The sequence below is a fragment of the Thiohalophilus sp. genome, assembly GCF_031581315.1.
Taxonomy (GTDB): domain Bacteria; phylum Pseudomonadota; class Gammaproteobacteria; order UBA6429; family Thiohalophilaceae; genus Thiohalophilus.
Genome location: NZ_JAVLAZ010000003.1, coordinates 1,521 through 17,428, shown reverse-complemented (window position 1 = coordinate 17,428; position 15,908 = coordinate 1,521). Strand labels below are relative to the sequence as shown.

Below are 15,908 nucleotides of genomic sequence, written 5' to 3'. Positions count from 1 at the left end.
TTTTCGCTCCTGTCAGCTGATGATCGTTTCACGGTAAGCATGCCAGGTCGAATAACCCAGCACCGGCACAATGAGCACGAATCCGATCAGTGCCGTCGCGAACCCTACCGCCGTCAATGCCAGAACCAGCATGGCCCAGAGCGCCAGAGCCGACTTGTTTGCCCACACCGCATGAAGGCTGGTTGTGATTGCCGTCATGGCATCGGCATCCTGGTCGAGGATCATTGGTAAGGCGAATGAGCTGGCACCAAACAGCAAGCCACCGAAAATAACGGCAATGACAAGGAACCCTGTATTAGACAGCGGCACCGCCGCAGAAGCAGCCGACTGCCCGGATATCGTCACGACATTTATCACTATCGATATAAGGATGAGCAGAAACATGAACATCAGGCTAAGCAACAGCGCCAGCATGAGTTCGTGTCCCATTTCATGCAAAGCCTTGCTGCGTTCGTGACGAAAACTCGGGTTATGATTTTGCTCAAGTTGCTGGCTGATATCGTAGAGGCCGAATGCGAGTGCGGGCCCAACAACCAGCAGACAGATAAACAGTGCAACCAGTAAATAACTCTCACTGGTCCAGGATAAATAAATCAGCAGCCAGCCGATTACAGCGAATATCGCACCGTAGATCAGGCTGTGCCAGGGCGCCCGGCGGAAGTCTTGCCAGCCTTTTTGCAGCCACCCAAATGGCGCATCAATCATGAGGTCGCGGCAAGGCGCATAGAGTGGGGAGTCATTCTTATCTGAATCTGAACTATTCATACTACACCTCCATATATACAAGTGTAGTAGGTGCGATGGTCTTTCACAGGCATCAGGCCCGGATTCTCGCGGTAGAAAAAATCCATAAAAAGCGGGGGTAAAGCACTGTAATATATATTTCAGCAAGCATTGTGCCCGGGCCACTTCACGCGGACTCTGCCGCTTATTTTTCATGTTGAATATTAGCCACCGGCTATATTAGAAATGATTGGTCGCTGACCCGGTTTTTTTAATGATTCAGGCACAATATACTAGTGCCTGCAGCCAGACCAGAAACGCCAGGCAGGGAGTCGGAAATGGCAGAATTCAGCGTTAATCCACACCGTTTTGACCCATACAAGAACTTCAAGTTTCGCATCAAATGGGATGGGCGTTATGTCGCCGGTGTCAGCAAGATCAGCAGTTTAAAACGCAATACTGAAGTTATTGAGTGGCGCCAGGGCGGTGAGCCGAACCTCACGCGCCGTATGCCCGGATTTACAAGCTTCGAACCTGTCACGCTTGAACGGGGCGTGACTCACGATCCGGAATTCGAAGATTGGGCCAACAAGGTATGGCGCCTTGGCGCGGGATTGGGAAGTGAGGTGTCACTGGCTGATTTTCGCAAGGATCTCATACTCGAAGTCATGAATGAAGGTGGCCAGATTGTGCTGGCCTACAAGATTTATCGATGCTGGGTCAGCAACTATCAGGCTCTGCCGGATCTGGATGCGAATGAACCTGCCATAGCCATCGAATCACTCACGTTACAACATGAGGGTTGGGAGCGTGACACTTCCGTCACCGAACCCACTGAAAAAAGTACCTGAGCCGCTCGATGTCTTCCGTGAACCTCACAAAAGCCTCATTGCATTTCCTGGGTAGCTCCAGCGACTTGCCCGAACCGTTTATTTTTCAGTTCAACCCTGAAAGCATAACACGAGTACAGAATTACTCCGAGAAAAACAGCAAAATCACCGAAACCATCCGCCTGCACCTGGTCTTCAATATCATGCATGGCCTGTCAGATAATAATCCCCAGGCGATTGAACACGGCATTTATCCGTTACTGGCGGCATTGGAAGAATATGTCACCGAACAGAGCAAGTTAACACGGTTACCCGGTATACTGAGGAAGATGGGCCCAAAAATTCAACGAGTAATGGTGCTCTCATATGGCAAGCGGAGCATTCCTGTTCGGATAGTACGTCTCAACATAAAAGAGCTCGTACACAATGCGCAATTAACACCCTTGCATGCAACCGTTGATCTGTCGCTCCGTGTGCTGAGTGAGTCAGAGTTAAATGGCAACCCCCGGGGCAAGGCAGCGTTGGATAATTACAGAAAGTACCGTGAGAGCGAGGCCAGGCTATTAACTCCGCTGACTCATTTAGAGTAATCAGGCCAGAAGTCGCGGCAGATCAAACGAAGAAAACAACGGCGTACTTTCAAGCTCGCACAATCTCAACCCGATCACCAACCGCGATAACCCCACCGCTGACAACAGTCACACATATCCCGCTGTTTTTTCCAAGTGCGCCACCAAGCCCCTTACCTTCAATCTTATCCAGGTAGCCACACGGTGGGCGAGGCTTGTGGTAGCGAAAAATGGCATCGCCTATCCGAAAGGTCTTGTCCTGCAAGTCTCTGGTTTTGAGATGGCTTATAACAAGGTTGCGGCGATGATGCCCCGTATCCAGCCTGGCGCGCAGGGTATCTGACAGGCCCTTTTTGGCTTTATCCAGGTCGTCCTGGCTAATTAACGTAACCTGACAGGCCTCGGTAACCTGCCAATAGCCCCTGGCGACACTGTAGCGATCACCGTCCAAACCGGTCTGTTCAAGCGCCTGTATACGATCGACAGACTGCATTTCAGTACCAGCGGCAGTGGCAATATAGATCGCTTTGAGTACCGGTAAATCCCGATAACGAGAAAGCGAAAACAGCTTGTTAAGAAGTGACAAGATATTGGTGTTCCTTGAGTAATACAATCAAGTGGAAGTAACACTGCCCGCCCTGATTTCAAAGTATGGGCGGCCTCTTTTAACTATTCCCTTCCCTGAACCGCCAGCTGAGTAGCGATTCAAGTAACCTGTTAGTCAGGTTTCGGTTTGTGACTCGTCTTTGATTATGGCTTTTACGTCTATATCAAACTCTTTCGGATCGATTATTCGACTTATTTCAGGTATACGCTGATTGCCTTCCCACAATTCGCTACCAAGATTAATCAATTTTCGCTTTGGATAATATTCCTTATTTCTATTCATGAGCAGCATGACAACGGGTTTGAGCCGCTTATCGGCGTTTTGCTTCACTACGACGCCGACGTGGCCAGTTACAAACTCGACAACACTGCCTACAGGGTAAATACCAATTGTACGTATAAAAAACTGCATCAAGTCCTCATCGAAATTCCCTGGCGCCCAGTTGTACATTTTTTTGAGTGCCTCATGAGGAGTCATACCATCGCGATAGACCCGGTCGCTGGTTATAGCGTCATAGACATCAGTGATCGCGACTATCCGCGTATAATATTTTATACTTTTATGTTCCAGGCCGTTGGGGTAGCCATTACCCCCGATCCTTTCGTGATGGCTCAACACGATATCCAGCGCGTCACGTGTCATATTTTTATCTTTGTAAAGCAGCTCATAACCGACAACCGGGTGGGCTTTCATCACTTCGTATTCATCGTCGGTCAACCTGCCGGGTTTATTCAATATCTCAAGCGGGGTTTTTATTTTCCCCAGATCATGGAGCAAGGCACCAAGCCCCAGGTCGTCCAGTTCTTTCCGTCCCAGGCCCAGGGCTCGTCCGAAGGTAATCGATAAAACACAAACATTCACGCTATGAATCGCGGTGTATTCATCACGATTTTTCAAATTAGTAAGCCACATTGAGGCGTCCGGATTACGCGCAATACTATCAGCCAATTCCGCTACCAGACGTTTAGCGGCTTTTGTGTTTATGCTCTTACCCATACGCACTTCTTCAATAATGGAGTCGATATAGGAGCGGGTCTGGTCACGTACTTCACGCGCCTTTAATAATTCCTTCTTGAATTCAGACTGTTCAAGTTCGCTCGATTTTAGCGTGATCGTGTCGGTAAAATTTGGGGTTTTGTTAGCTCGCGCCTTTCGAGCTTTGCCGTTCTTCTTTAAAGATGGCGATCTTAATTGCTCTTGCAGCTTTCTGGGCATTTTCTCTGTATCGATATAGACGTACTCGCATATGCTCTGTACTTGCTCTATATCATCCTGGCTGCTCAGGGGAAACCCCTGAAATAAAAATGGTGACTCTATCCACGGGCGATCAATCTCCGAGACGTACATGCCTATACGAAGATCTTTTGTCTCGATTCTTATTTTCATTCGGGAGGAACCAAATCCAGGGTGGCAACTGTATAGCCCTTATCGGTAGCGATTTCGCGCGACTTGAGGGATTTTTCGCCAGGCACGGGAAGCCCCCCCTTTTTTTACCAAATAACCACCCTGACCATCCCGAATTGGAAAAGGGCTTTTATCCCTTCAATTCGGGTTGCAGATTGTCCTGAACAAAATTGATTTATGCCGGTCATAATCATGATGTGGCGCAACAGACCGCAGATGCATTAATATAGCCTATTGCAAATACAACCAAATATTAAAGCGATGAACGACGAGACCACGACAACACAGCTCCCCCCTGCGCATAAACCCCGACCGATGGTCGACCTGCTGGTCAGCCTCCTGATTCCCTCAGTAATCCTGATGAAACTCAGCGGCCCGGAGCATCTGGGCCCAAGCGGCGCCCTGGTCATCGCGCTGGCGTTTCCGCTCGGCTGGGGCACGTTTGAATTATTCAAATACAGGAAATTCAATTTCATTGCGCTGCTTGGCCTGGTCAGTGTCTTGCTCACCGGCGGTATCGGCCTTCTGGAGCTCGCCCCCAAATGGCTCGCGGTCAAGGAAGCGGCGATTCCCGCGATCATCGGTATCGCTATTCTCGTCTCTGCCTATACGCCCTATCCGCTAATCAGAACATTGCTGTATAACCCACGGGTGATAAATATCGAGAAGATCGAGATGAAACTCCATGAGCTCGGTAACCGGGGAATATTTGAACGTCGCTTACAGAATGCGACGTACCTGTTAAGCAGCACCTTCCTGTTCTCCGCCACCATGAACTATATGCTTGCCATATGGATCGTTACCAGCCCGGCAGGGACGACCGCCTTCAACGAGGAACTCGGACAGATGACGTTACTGAGTTATCCGATGATAGCCATCCCGTCAACCGTGATGATGATGGCGATTCTGTTTTACCTGTGGCGCACGATTCGTATGTTGACCGGGTTCAAATTAGAGGAAGTCATTAACACTCAGTGAAAACCGATTGTGCCATCGATCGGGTCTGAGTCTGAGTTTCCCGAACTCTACACCTGGCAATGTGACGCGTTGTCACCGCGCCCTTTCGGCCCTGTATTTTCTGATTTCATTCTGCAGCCTGTCGCGGCCTGAGCGACTTTGCCGGTATATTTCATCGGCCTTGTAGAACTCCAGCACACGAACATCCTGAATATCCGGCTTGATATAGATATCCGGCGGTCTGTTGCGCATTTTTTCCTGCATCACTGCTGCCTGCATGATCTGAAAAGTATTGAAAATCGTCTCAAAATAGGCCGGTCCGTTGTCAGTGTCCGGAGTACGTTCACCCAGCACATCAATGGCCACCACCACATCACAATCATCAAACAGCAGGTCATAGGGCACCGGGTTAACCAGTCCGCCATCGACCAGCACTTTTCCCTGATACTCCACCGGTGCAAATAAACCGGGTACGGCAATACTCGCCCTGATCGCGGGGGCCAGTTCACCCGATTCGAATACGACCTGTTCCCGGCTCCAGAAGTCCGTCGCTACAACCGTTAACGGGATTTCGAGTTGACTGAAATCGGTAACATTAATGAGATCCAGCAGATATTGCATCAGGGTTCCGGATTCGATTAACCCACCCTTACCCATGCTGGGCTCGACAAAGTCGAACCAGCTGAAAATATCTTCGTTGAACAACGTATCCAGCCAGTCCTCGTCTTTCGAAACTGACAAACGTTTGACCTCCTGGCGGATTTGCATACCGGATAATCCCGATGCATACAAACAACCCATCACAGCACCAATACTGCAGCCGGCGATGCGATGGGGCCGGATACCCAGTTCATCAAAGACTTCCAGCATTGGAATATGCGCCAAACCCCGGGCGCCACCACCACCCAGTGCCAGGCCGATTTTTTGGTCTTTCAGATCGCGTCCACAGCCTGTACTGAGAATACTGACGGCAAGAACTGTCAGAAATTCTCGCCGAGTCATTGTCATCGTTTTATCCTTCTATGAAGAAAAAAGAAAACGGGTCGATGTCGAACATGGGAAAGTGAACGAGCGGATCGAAGTGGCCATGCTGCAAACATACTTTGCCCCCTGATAAATGCCTGACCCGGTTTTTACTCCCGATACCAGCTGCCGTCCGGCAGCGGCTTCATCCACAGAAAGCTGTACCAGAACCACTGGTCTCCATCGGTCGCCGGCGCGGTGCAATTGACCTTGGAACGGCCGGGCTGCAACGCCCTGGCGGGGCGTAGCGACAGGCGCGGCGGGGTACCGGACTCGAGCTTGAGCGGGACCGTATCACCACCCATATAGCATCGGATCGCCTCCGGCCGGTAGGGCCCCGGGCCCAGCGTCAAATGCAGTTTCGGCCGGTCGTCGCCGGGATCGAGCACGCCACTCTCGGGGCGGGTCCCGGTCACCGGCAGGGGCCGCGAGCGGACCTTGATCGCGAAGCTGTCCATGCCGGCGAAGGCGGTCGCGATCGGAAACCGCGGCAGGGCCGAGAACTCGCCGCCGGGCCCGATGGCACCGGAATGCTGGCCGAAGCCGACGAAATCGAGCTTGCGGACGATCGCCGCAACGGCCGGCGAGAACTCGCCGAACGGGTACGCGAACAGCCGTGCCGGTTGCTTGAGTTCCTGTTCCAGACGGGCCTGCGCATCCACGATCTCGCGCCGCATACGCCGCCCCCAGGCGGCCTTGTCCTCGCCTTCCAGGCGCCGGATCATGTGCGGGTGATTGACACTGTGGTTGGCGATCGTGACGCCGGCCGCCTCCATCTCGCGCAGCTGGTCCCAGGTCACGAAGTTACGGTCACCGTCGTCGAGGGAACCGGTCGTGATGAAGATCGTGAACGGCCAGCCGCGCGCCTGCAGGCGCGGGAAGACCTCTTCGTACACCGACCGGTAGCCGTCATCGAAGGTCAGCGCGATCGTCCGGTCCGGGACCTCCTTGCCGGCACGCACGGCGGCGACCAGGCGCGGCAGGGGCCAGACCTCGAAGTCGTTCGCCGCAAGGTACGCCATGTGGCGCTCGAATGTCTTTGGCGTCACGCTGGTCGAGGGGGGAGTGTTGTCCGAGACGTGATGGTACTCGAGCACCACCGCGCTGTCGGCGGCGCTCGCCAGTGCGGACAGAAAGAGCGCGACCAGCCCGAAGCTAGCCAGCGCTATCCAGACGGTCCAGGTCGTTGCGGCGGATGACGCCTCTGATGTGTTTGACATAGTCCTCTCCGATAGCCGCGTAGTTGATCAGCCCGGCTGCCATTTCCAGACCGCTGGGCTCGCGTCCCGCCTTGCGTGCCTGCGCGCGGATATCACGCAGCGGCTGGTAGGCCGGGTGTGAGTTGAGGTTCCTGAGGTAAGTCCGGACCGATCCCGCGATGGTATCGAAGGCCTGCACCTCGAAAGTCGCCCGCTCCGGACGCCGGCGTGGAACGATGCCGCATCCTGCCGTGAAACACCACTGACCGAACAGATTGTTGCCCTGGCGCGCGAAGCGCGAGGTGCCCCAGGCCGACTCCAGTGCTGCCTGCGACAGCGCCAGCGAGGTCGGCACGATATCGACCCGCGTGGCGAGCTTGCGTGCGCGCTCGAGTTTCCCTTTCGCCTTCACCCGGTACAGCTGCGCCTGTTTCGCCAGCCAGGCCTGCTCATCGGGCGTCGCGTGCTCGCCATCCTCGAGTTTGTCGAGGATGGCGAGCAGCTTCTCGCGCTTCGCGAGCACGCGCCGGTTCTCGTACTTGACCACGGGCCAGAGAAACTCGATGAACGCCTCCTTGCGGTCGCCGCTGTTCTCGAACACCCGAAAATCCGGCAGTGATTGATTGCCAGGCTGCGACACACGCAGGTGATCGTAGCTGAACCACGCCATGGCCAGGATCAGCATGCCGACGCACACCACCACGGCCCGCCCGACAACGTTGGGGTGTCGCGACTCGACAGTCCGGATCCGCCCGGCAATGCGCCCGGGCAACCGCGCGACAATGGCGGCGCCGAGCCGTCCCGGACTCAGGTGTGCGAGCGCCCGGCGGAGCGCAGCGACCGACCTGGCCAACAGGGGCTGGCGGCCAATCGCGCGCGCACCCTCGGCCAGACGCTTCAACAGCAGATTCATCAGGCTATTGTGCCCGAGCCCCACCAGTCGAGGCCAGCCGGATTCGGCACCACGCGATCAACATGGCAAACCGAACCAGAGGATCTTCGCATCAAATCGACCTCCGTAGCAGGTAAAGGCAGGATAAGCCCTCCTCTTCGCTGAAAACCACCCCGGCCACACGCAGCAACCCGGACTTTTCACGACCCGGTCTTTTCAATCTCACTCATTGGAAAAGGGCTTTGGCCCCTTGAGTTTAAAATCAGTTAACGGCACCGAGGGCGACCAGAACAAGATTCATCCCCTGCACCAGGGCAATAACCAGGATGAGCGCAACCGGGTAAACCGAGGAATAGGCGATAACCGGTCGTTCAGAGGAATCGGCCTGACGAATGATATCCAGCCCCGGGGTGAAGGTCATACCGCCGCAAATGACACCAAAACATTCGCTCACCGGAATTTTCATGAAAAAGTGTCCGAAAAGGAAACTGACCAGCATGGGAATAACGGCGAACAGCACCGCGTAGGCCGCGTAATAAACGGCCTGAAAGTCCAGCGACTCGACAAAACTCTGCCCGGTATCGAACCCGACCTGGACAAAGAACAGTGCCAGCCCCAGTTCCTTTAGCACCGCTGTCGCATTGCGCGGGAAGCGCCCGATAAAATTACCAATGCGACCAAAGTGGCCGAAGATCAGGCCCGCTACCAGCGCCCCACCGGCCAGTCCCAAAGAAAACGGCCCCAGTGTCGGCACCGGAATAATAAGGCCGCCGATGGCAAAGGCAAGAAACAACGTCGCCGCCAGGGAGCCAATATCCACCCGCCGCTGCACCGTGTGATGTTCATGGCCAAGGAACAGCTCCAATTGATCAAGCTGGTAGGGCGTCCCCACCGCCACGACAACATCGCCGTATTCCAGCGTGAGATCATGGCGCGGGACAAATTCCACATTAGAGCGAATGATACGGGTGATCGAGATATTGTATCTGAGTCGGACACCGAGATCGTTCAGGGAACGATTCAGCACAGAAGTGTTCTCCACCACGATGGATCGGGTGTCCAGTTCCGAGTTCTCATCGAACTTCTCTTGAATTTCCTCACCGAGCAGCTCGCCCACTGTTTTTACATCGTCGGGCATGCCTTCCAGGCGCACGACATCGCCAACCAGCAGGACGGTGTTACCGCCTGCCGTTCGCAGCGAAAGATCGCGCAATATCCCGGATATCACCACGTTGTGCAGCTGGAATAGTTCGATATCGCGGATCAAATTGCCGGATAATTCAGTGTTATGCACTTTGTATACGGCAGTATGCACTTGCGAACGGGATTGCACTTCCGCCTCCATTCGTCCGCGCAATAATTTCACCGCAATCGTAATAAAAAGAATCACGCCCAACAGGCCGAAAGGATAGGCGACGCCGTAACCAAAAATAACCTCACTCTCGGGACTGAACTGCAAGGCACTGATCAGCGCCGGGCTGGAGGTGAAGGCCCCGGCAAACAGGCCGAGTCCAACGCCCGGGGGTACCGAGGCAATGGCAATAATCGCAACAACAGTCACCCCCGCAACGGCCAGCAGAACCAGAACATTGGCAATATAACGTTTCCCGTGTTGCTTGAAGGCACGGAAAAAACTCGGACCGGCTTCCAGTCCGACACAAAGCAAAAACAGGACAATGCCGAGATCCTGAAGGATGATGATAGGCTCAAATTGATAAAAATAGCCGGCAATCATCGCAACGATCAAAACACCGCTCGATCCAAATCCGACGCCCTTGATCCGCAGGTTACCAAATGCAATCCCGAGCAGAATGACCAAAAAGGTGACGATCAGCTCGGTCTTGCGGAAGAAGAACTCAATAGGTACAACACCTTCTGTTTCCAGCATAGGACCTGATTCCGGTTGGCGTGACGTGCCGAGGACTCCGATGAGCCGTATTCAGTTTTGCAGGCAAATGAATCACTCGCAAGATGACGAGCGAACCACAGCGCCTTGCAAGTTAAATTCCATCATAGTTGACCAGGCCACCCGGTTCAATTCAACCAGCGGGCACAACCTGGAATGGTCAGTCTCAGAGCACAGATTTCTCTAATATTAGCAACAACTGTACTCTGCGCCCCGGTTTGTCAGCAGTTTTATATCCGGTGCGGGTATGGTTTGCTATCGCCTCGCTGATCAAGACGTGGCATATGTTATATAGCGGGGCAAGGGTAAAGGATCTTGACCAATGCGGGACCCTTAAATGTAAATTGAACAGGCTTGCTGCGCTGTCACCAGGGCATCCGGGTGCCGTCAAAACGTAGAAAGAGGCCTGACTGTTCAAGGGTGAAGTCATCGATGATTTGACGCATCCCCTGCACACTCTCTGCGGGTGTATACGGCGCCGAATCGCCTCCCATCCGGGTCTGGACCCAACCGGGATGCAGCAGCAGTACACCGACCTTGCGCGGTGTGACTTCATGGGATAAACCTGTCATTGCTGCGTTCAGGGCCGCCTTGCTGGAACGATAGGCGTAATCATTGCCACTGCCGATATCCGTGATACTGCCCATGTGGCTGCTAATGGCAACCAGCAGACGTCGCCGGCTGCGGGCGACCGAATCAAGCAAGGCTTCACTGACCCGCATGGCTCCCAGGGCGTTTACCGCAAAGGTCTGCTGCCAGTCGTCGTAATCAATCGTACCGAGTTTGTCCTTGCCCCAGCGTTCGTAATACACACCGGCATTATTAACCAGAATATCGATAGCGACATCGTGCAACTCTCTGGCCAGCGTCTTGATCTGATCAGGCCGGGTAACATCAAGCGGGTGAAGGGAGATATTGGGATGGTGGCTTGCCAGCTTGTGCAGTTCATCAGCCTGCTCCACAAAGCGACACGTGGCGTAGACCCGCCATCCCAGCTGTGCATACTGGCGCACCCATTCCAGGCCCAGCCCGCGATTGCTGCCCGTCACGAGGATCGAATTCGTATCCATACCCAATCTATAGGATAAATCGCAGGCTCAGTAAACCCTGGTAAAATCGGTCTGCAGGAAGTATCGCCCTTTTCTCGACAAATCACGTTGCCGCACCCGCAACCCGGCCCTATCATGCCAATTAGAAAAGGGCTTTGACCCTTCAGATTTGACCCTCTAAATTACTTCACTGTAGTAAAGCCCAGGTTAGACCAGTTCTGCATACCGCCGCGATACCATTTCAGTTTATGCGCCGGGTAACCATAATCCAGCAGGGTGCGGATATTGGCTGGTGATTGACCACACCACATACCATTACAGAACATCACCAGGGTTTTCGCGTTCGAGTAATGAAACAGACCGTCCTGCTCTTTTACGTCAAACTGTTCAGTCAGAATATCGATGATATCAAATGGTGCGGCACCGCGTTCCGGGTTGAGTTTGACCCAGGGAATGTTAATAGAGCCGGGGATGGTGCCGCGTTTGACCCAGTCCGGGGTGCGCGAATCGATCACCAGAACCGACTTGTCGCCGGAAGACACTTTTTCGAGGTACTCCACCATTTCCACTTCACCGATGGTTTCAACCCCCGGTGCCAGTGACATGGGCTGAATACAGAACGGCGGACAGTTTCGCGAGGTTTTGGCAAAATCATCCACCACCTTATGGTCATTGTTCTGATTACGTTTGATGGTAATGGTTTTACCATTGTGCTTCACATCCACACTGCCGATTTCCGGGGTAATCTTGACTTTCAACTCTTGTGCATAGGCAGGTTGCACGAGCAGGCCAATGGAGAGCACCGCGGTGGAAAACAGATGGTTTATATTCATACCTGGACTCCGTGATTTTGCGTGTTGCGGGAAAGACCGGTTCAGAAGGCAATCAACGCTAATATACTATAGCCTGACAAAGTAATCAGCCTGCCCTCTTCAATTCCTGGTCTGCCCGGCTGTCGTCCCGGGCAGGCCTGTGATTGAGTCGTTTTCTCGATTTCGCCTTGAAACCGAATCGCCCGGACACCCGCTCAGGACTCAGGCACGCCTGTATTTCAGGCAATTCAGTATTGCGCAGCTGATTTCGGAACAGCTCAAGCGGAAAAAGGGCTTTGACTGTTTAAATTGGTACGCGGCCGGTTGTCTCTAGTATCATGTTCTTCATGAATCAACGTAACGCATTTCCTGTCCCGGTTATCCCGGCCCTGCTGATCATCAATGGCCTACTTTTTCTGATGGAGATGACCACCGCTGGCCGTCAGTTGATTGACCTGTTTGCCCTGTGGCCACTCGGCGCTGGCATGTATGAGGGCGCCGCGCCCGGTTTTCAGGTCTGGCAGCTGGTCACGTACTCTTTTCTGCACGGCGGGGTATTTCATTTGCTGGTCAATATGTACGCCCTGTGGCTGTTCGGCTCGCGCATGGAAATGGTGTGGGGCTCAAAGGCCTTTTTGATTTACTACTTTGTCTGTGTCATCGGCGCCGCGCTGGTGCAGTTGCTGGTGGCCAGTCAAAGCGGAACGGTCTATCCCACCATCGGCGCCTCGGGCGGGGTATTTGGCCTGCTGCTGGCCTTTGGTCTGACCTTTCCCAACGAAAAACTGATGCTGCTGTTTCCGCCGGTGGCGATGTCGGCCAAGTGGTTCGTGTTGATCTACGGCGCCGTTGAACTCTATTTCGGCGTCACCGGCAGCTTTGCCGGCGTGGCCCACTTCGCCCACCTGGGTGGCATGCTGTTCGGCTATCTGCTGATTCGCTACTGGCGCAGCCATCCACCGGGTTATCGTTAGTCACGTTCAGGAAGAATGGGGATTAATGCTCGAATGTAGGCGCTGAGCCCGTGCTCGTGTTACATCAACAGCAGCGCGGCAAGCCCCAGGAAGACGAAAAAACCCACGACATCGGTGACAGCAGTGAGGATGACCCCGCCCGCCAGGGCCGGGTCGATGCCGAGTCGGCGCAACAATAACGGCAACACACTGCCCAGGATAGCGGCGTTGAGGAAGTTGATCAGCAGCGCCACGGCAAATACCAGCCCCAGGCCGAGGTTATCGAACCACGCGGTAGCGATCAGGGCCACGACCACGGCCCAGATAACACCGTTGACCAGGGCCACCGCCACTTCCTTGGCCAGCAACAGCCCCGCATTACTGCGCGCGATCTGCTCCAGGGCAATACCGCGCGTGACCAGCGTCAGGGTCTGGTTGCCGGCCACGCCACCCATACTGGCCACCACTGGCATCAGGATCGCCAGGGCCACCATCTGTTCGATGCTGGCGCCGAAGCGGCTGATGACCCAGGCGCCGATAAAGGCATTGACCAGATGCACGCCAAGCCACACAGCGCGATGCCGTGCACTGCGAAACACCGGCGCAAACATGTCCGCCTCTTCGGTCATCCCGGCCCGGCCCATAAGATGACGCTCGCCCTGCTCCCGGATCACATCCACCACGTCATCGATGGTAATGCGTCCCAGCAGGCGCTGCTGCTCGTCGATAACCGCCATAGAGATCAGATCGCGATCCTCGAACAACCGGGCTACGCGGCCAACCGGTGTCGTGGCGTCCACCGCCGGAACATCGCGTTGCATGATCTCGGCCACGGTCAACCCCTGCCCGAGTGACACCAGATCGCTCAGCAACACCACCCCCTGGTAGATATTGTCCTCGTCTACCACCGTCACCGCATCGAGATGTTCAGGCAGTTCACCCTGGCGACTGCGCAAACGGCGCAGATAGCGCAACACTACATCCAGCGTCACATCATCGCGTACCGCGACCGCATCGATATCCATGAGGCCGCCGGCGCTATCCGGCGGATAGGCGCTGACAGCCTCCAGACGCCGGCGCTGTTCGTCATCCAGACGCTGTAGCAGTGCATCGATGACCGGCGGAGACAACTGTTCATAAAGATCGGCCAGCTCGTCCGTCTCAAGACTGACCAGCGCCGTGGCCAGTTCATGGGTCGAGGTGTGGTCGATAAGATATTCACGGACCTCATCGTGGGTCTCCCACAGGACCTCGCCCTTGATGGCATGCGGCACCTGCTCCCAGAACAACAGGCGTTGTTCCATGGCCAGGGATTCCAGCATATCGGCGATATCCGCGGGGTGGGCGGCGTCAATCAGCGCCTCGACAGCCTCCCGATCCTCACGCCGCAACGCCTGTTGCACACGCTCCAGTTGGGAAGACTTGTCTTCCTTCTGTGTATCGGGCAAAACATCATTCATGATAAAAACCGGGAACCTGAGTCAGAGCACAAAAATAAAATGAAGTTCGTTCAGCATTTTTTATTCCCGATAATGTCCCTGCTGTAAATTATCCCATTTGTATAAATGGTCCGGGAATATCTCACGACATATCGATTTGAAGAAGCGAGCTGAGTATTCATCGCCTGTATCACAGCCAGCCCGGTCATAGTTCAGGCAACCTTTTCGGGAGCATAAGCAACATTTCCATCCATGAATTGCGGCACGTAAGCTCTCAGACAGCCTTTATTTTAGTAAAGAATCTCGCTAACTGAACACGTTGCGGTGGTATGGCCCGGCATGCAATTCCTGACGATCATGGGTATCCCCGCTTTTCAAAAACTCACTAACTGGCAAATGCAAAACCTGACCGCATCTGAGCAGATCAATGCTTATTAATAACATACTCCAGTATCTCGACCACCTGCTCCGGGCTCTCACACACGGCATTGGCGGCACGATCCACTTCTTTCAACGCGTGGGTCAATGCCGGATCATGCAGGGTGATAATGGACTTTCCCAGCGCGGCGGCATAGCCGGCATCAAACGCGGCGTTCCATTGGCGGTACTTGTCCCCGAAACGCACTACCACGATATCCGCATCCCCGATCAACGTCTGGGTACGAATGGCGTTAATCCCCGCGCCTTTATGGTCATGCCAGAAGCTGTTGTCCTCTTTGCCCAGAATATTCACACCAACATCATCACTGCTGGCGTGATCGGTGACGGGACTGACAAACGACACATCCAGACCCGCGGCCTGAGCGCCGCTCTGGATTCGCTCGCGCCAGTCGGTATGAATTTCACCGGAGAGATAGACGATCCACTGCTTGCTCATTCTCATAGAACCTTTAATTGTTTGCGTTTTAAACTCTAACAAAAATGTCTTGGTTTTTCAGAGCCGACCTTAGCACGGCCATAACCTCTTCATGTGACAATAACGCGACCTCACCACGCTCGATCTCCTCCAACCGTCGATTGGCCTCTTCTACCCACGCGGCTTCCCACTCTTCGCGCAAGAGCGACTCGTCGTCTTTGTCCAGGCTGCGGATTAAATCAAGGGCGATGCGTGACCGGTCCTCCCTGGGCAGAGCAAAGACTTCCTTTTCAAGGTCGTTGATATAACCTGCCATGTTGTGTCTCCTGCGCTGACTATCGCCCATCAATTTTGAGCGGAGAAAAGGGCTTTGCTTTTTTAATTAGCTCCCTTTAATTAAAAAATCAACGTGTCACCTTCTCCCAGACAAAAAGCCATGCTTCTGACTTTTCTATTGGTGAAATAACAACCACCCCGATTTTTTGTTGGTTTTCCCGTGGCCAGTATTATAGAGAGCAAGCAAATGTTACAAAATGTTACAAATGTCACAGGACGTTCAACTTTATAGAATCCCATCCGATAAAATCCCTCGATAAAGATAAGACGCTTTCCGAAATAGTGCTAATTACGATTTTACATCGCTCATGCCGCGTCGAACCCGCGGATTGATCGAGATTTTGTCTCATTTT

At 53.9% G+C, this 15,908-nt stretch carries 16 protein-coding genes; 4 read left to right on the top strand and 12 right to left on the bottom strand.

The window, feature by feature from the left end:
- Positions 1–12: 12 nt before the first annotated feature.
- Positions 13–765, bottom strand: a complete 753-nt coding sequence (locus RI563_RS00770; RefSeq protein ID WP_310692412.1) for a DUF2189 domain-containing protein — start codon at positions 763–765, stop codon at positions 13–15.
- A 296-nt stretch (positions 766–1,061) separates the two neighbouring features.
- On the opposite strand from RI563_RS00770, the gene RI563_RS00765 reads away from it, so the two are divergent.
- Together RI563_RS00765 and RI563_RS00760 are read left to right on the top strand one after the other, a co-directional pair.
- Entirely contained in the window at positions 1,062–1,574 is a 513-nt protein-coding gene (locus RI563_RS00765; RefSeq protein ID WP_310692411.1) for a phage tail protein, read from the top strand.
- A gap of 8 nt (positions 1,575–1,582) precedes the next feature.
- Positions 1,583–2,143 carry a hypothetical protein gene (locus tag RI563_RS00760; protein WP_310692409.1) on the top strand — a complete coding sequence of 187 codons (561 nt, stop codon included), beginning with the start codon at positions 1,583–1,585 and terminating at the stop codon, positions 2,141–2,143.
- 49 nt (positions 2,144–2,192) lie between these two features.
- On the opposite strand, the gene RI563_RS00755 is transcribed toward RI563_RS00760, so the two are convergent.
- A complete protein-coding gene (locus tag RI563_RS00755; RefSeq protein ID WP_310692408.1) occupies positions 2,193–2,708 on the bottom strand; it encodes an MOSC domain-containing protein in 516 nt (171 codons plus the stop codon).
- 135 nt (positions 2,709–2,843) lie between these two features.
- On the bottom strand, positions 2,844–4,115 hold the full coding sequence (locus RI563_RS00750; protein WP_310692407.1) for an HD-GYP domain-containing protein: 1,272 nt from the start codon (positions 4,113–4,115) through the stop codon (positions 2,844–2,846).
- Between the two features lie 279 nt (positions 4,116–4,394).
- Here RI563_RS00750 and RI563_RS00745 point away from each other — a divergent pair, with 279 nt between their 5' ends.
- Entirely contained in the window at positions 4,395–5,111 is a 717-nt protein-coding gene (locus RI563_RS00745; protein ID WP_310692406.1) for a VC0807 family protein, read from the top strand.
- Positions 5,112–5,183: 72 nt separating this feature from the next.
- Here RI563_RS00745 and RI563_RS00740 read toward each other — a convergent pair whose 3' ends face one another.
- The 6 genes from RI563_RS00740 to RI563_RS00715 form a co-directional block, all read right to left on the bottom strand.
- Positions 5,184–6,098, bottom strand: a complete 915-nt coding sequence (locus RI563_RS00740) for a patatin-like phospholipase family protein (protein ID WP_310692405.1) — start codon at positions 6,096–6,098, stop codon at positions 5,184–5,186.
- A gap of 125 nt (positions 6,099–6,223) precedes the next feature.
- Positions 6,224–7,333, bottom strand: coding sequence for a polysaccharide deacetylase family protein (locus tag RI563_RS00735; protein WP_310692403.1), 1,110 nt, complete (start codon positions 7,331–7,333; stop codon positions 6,224–6,226).
- Positions 7,269–8,225: a glucosaminidase domain-containing protein gene (locus tag RI563_RS00730; protein ID WP_310692402.1), complete on the bottom strand. Its 957-nt coding sequence runs from the start codon at positions 8,223–8,225 to the stop codon at positions 7,269–7,271. Before RI563_RS00730 ends, RI563_RS00735 begins: the two co-directional genes overlap by 65 nt.
- Positions 8,226–8,466: 241 nt before the next feature.
- Positions 8,467–10,092, bottom strand: a complete 1,626-nt coding sequence (locus tag RI563_RS00725; protein ID WP_310692401.1) for an aspartate:alanine exchanger family transporter — start codon at positions 10,090–10,092, stop codon at positions 8,467–8,469.
- A 383-nt stretch (positions 10,093–10,475) separates the two neighbouring features.
- The gene (locus RI563_RS00720) at positions 10,476–11,180 is read right to left on the bottom strand and encodes an SDR family oxidoreductase (RefSeq protein ID WP_310692400.1); all 705 of its coding nucleotides are present in this window, start codon (positions 11,178–11,180) and stop codon (positions 10,476–10,478) included.
- Between the two features lie 161 nt (positions 11,181–11,341).
- Entirely contained in the window at positions 11,342–11,992 is a 651-nt protein-coding gene (locus RI563_RS00715; RefSeq protein WP_310692399.1) for a rhodanese-like domain-containing protein, read from the bottom strand.
- 326 nt (positions 11,993–12,318) lie between these two features.
- Here RI563_RS00715 and RI563_RS00710 point away from each other — a divergent pair, with 326 nt between their 5' ends.
- A complete protein-coding gene (locus RI563_RS00710; RefSeq protein WP_310692397.1) occupies positions 12,319–12,945 on the top strand; it encodes a rhomboid family intramembrane serine protease in 627 nt (208 codons plus the stop codon).
- Positions 12,946–13,004: 59 nt separating this feature from the next.
- On the opposite strand, the gene mgtE is transcribed toward RI563_RS00710, so the two are convergent.
- The 3 genes from mgtE to RI563_RS00695 form a co-directional block, all read right to left on the bottom strand.
- Entirely contained in the window at positions 13,005–14,384 is a 1,380-nt protein-coding gene (gene mgtE, locus RI563_RS00705) for a magnesium transporter (RefSeq protein WP_310692396.1), read from the bottom strand.
- 403 nt (positions 14,385–14,787) lie between these two features.
- The gene (locus tag RI563_RS00700) at positions 14,788–15,240 is read right to left on the bottom strand and encodes a YtoQ family protein (RefSeq protein ID WP_310692395.1); all 453 of its coding nucleotides are present in this window, start codon (positions 15,238–15,240) and stop codon (positions 14,788–14,790) included.
- Between the two features lie 28 nt (positions 15,241–15,268).
- Complete coding sequence (locus tag RI563_RS00695) at positions 15,269–15,535, bottom strand: addiction module protein (protein ID WP_310692394.1); 267 nt, start codon at positions 15,533–15,535, stop codon at positions 15,269–15,271.
- Positions 15,536–15,908: the final 373 nt, after the last annotated feature.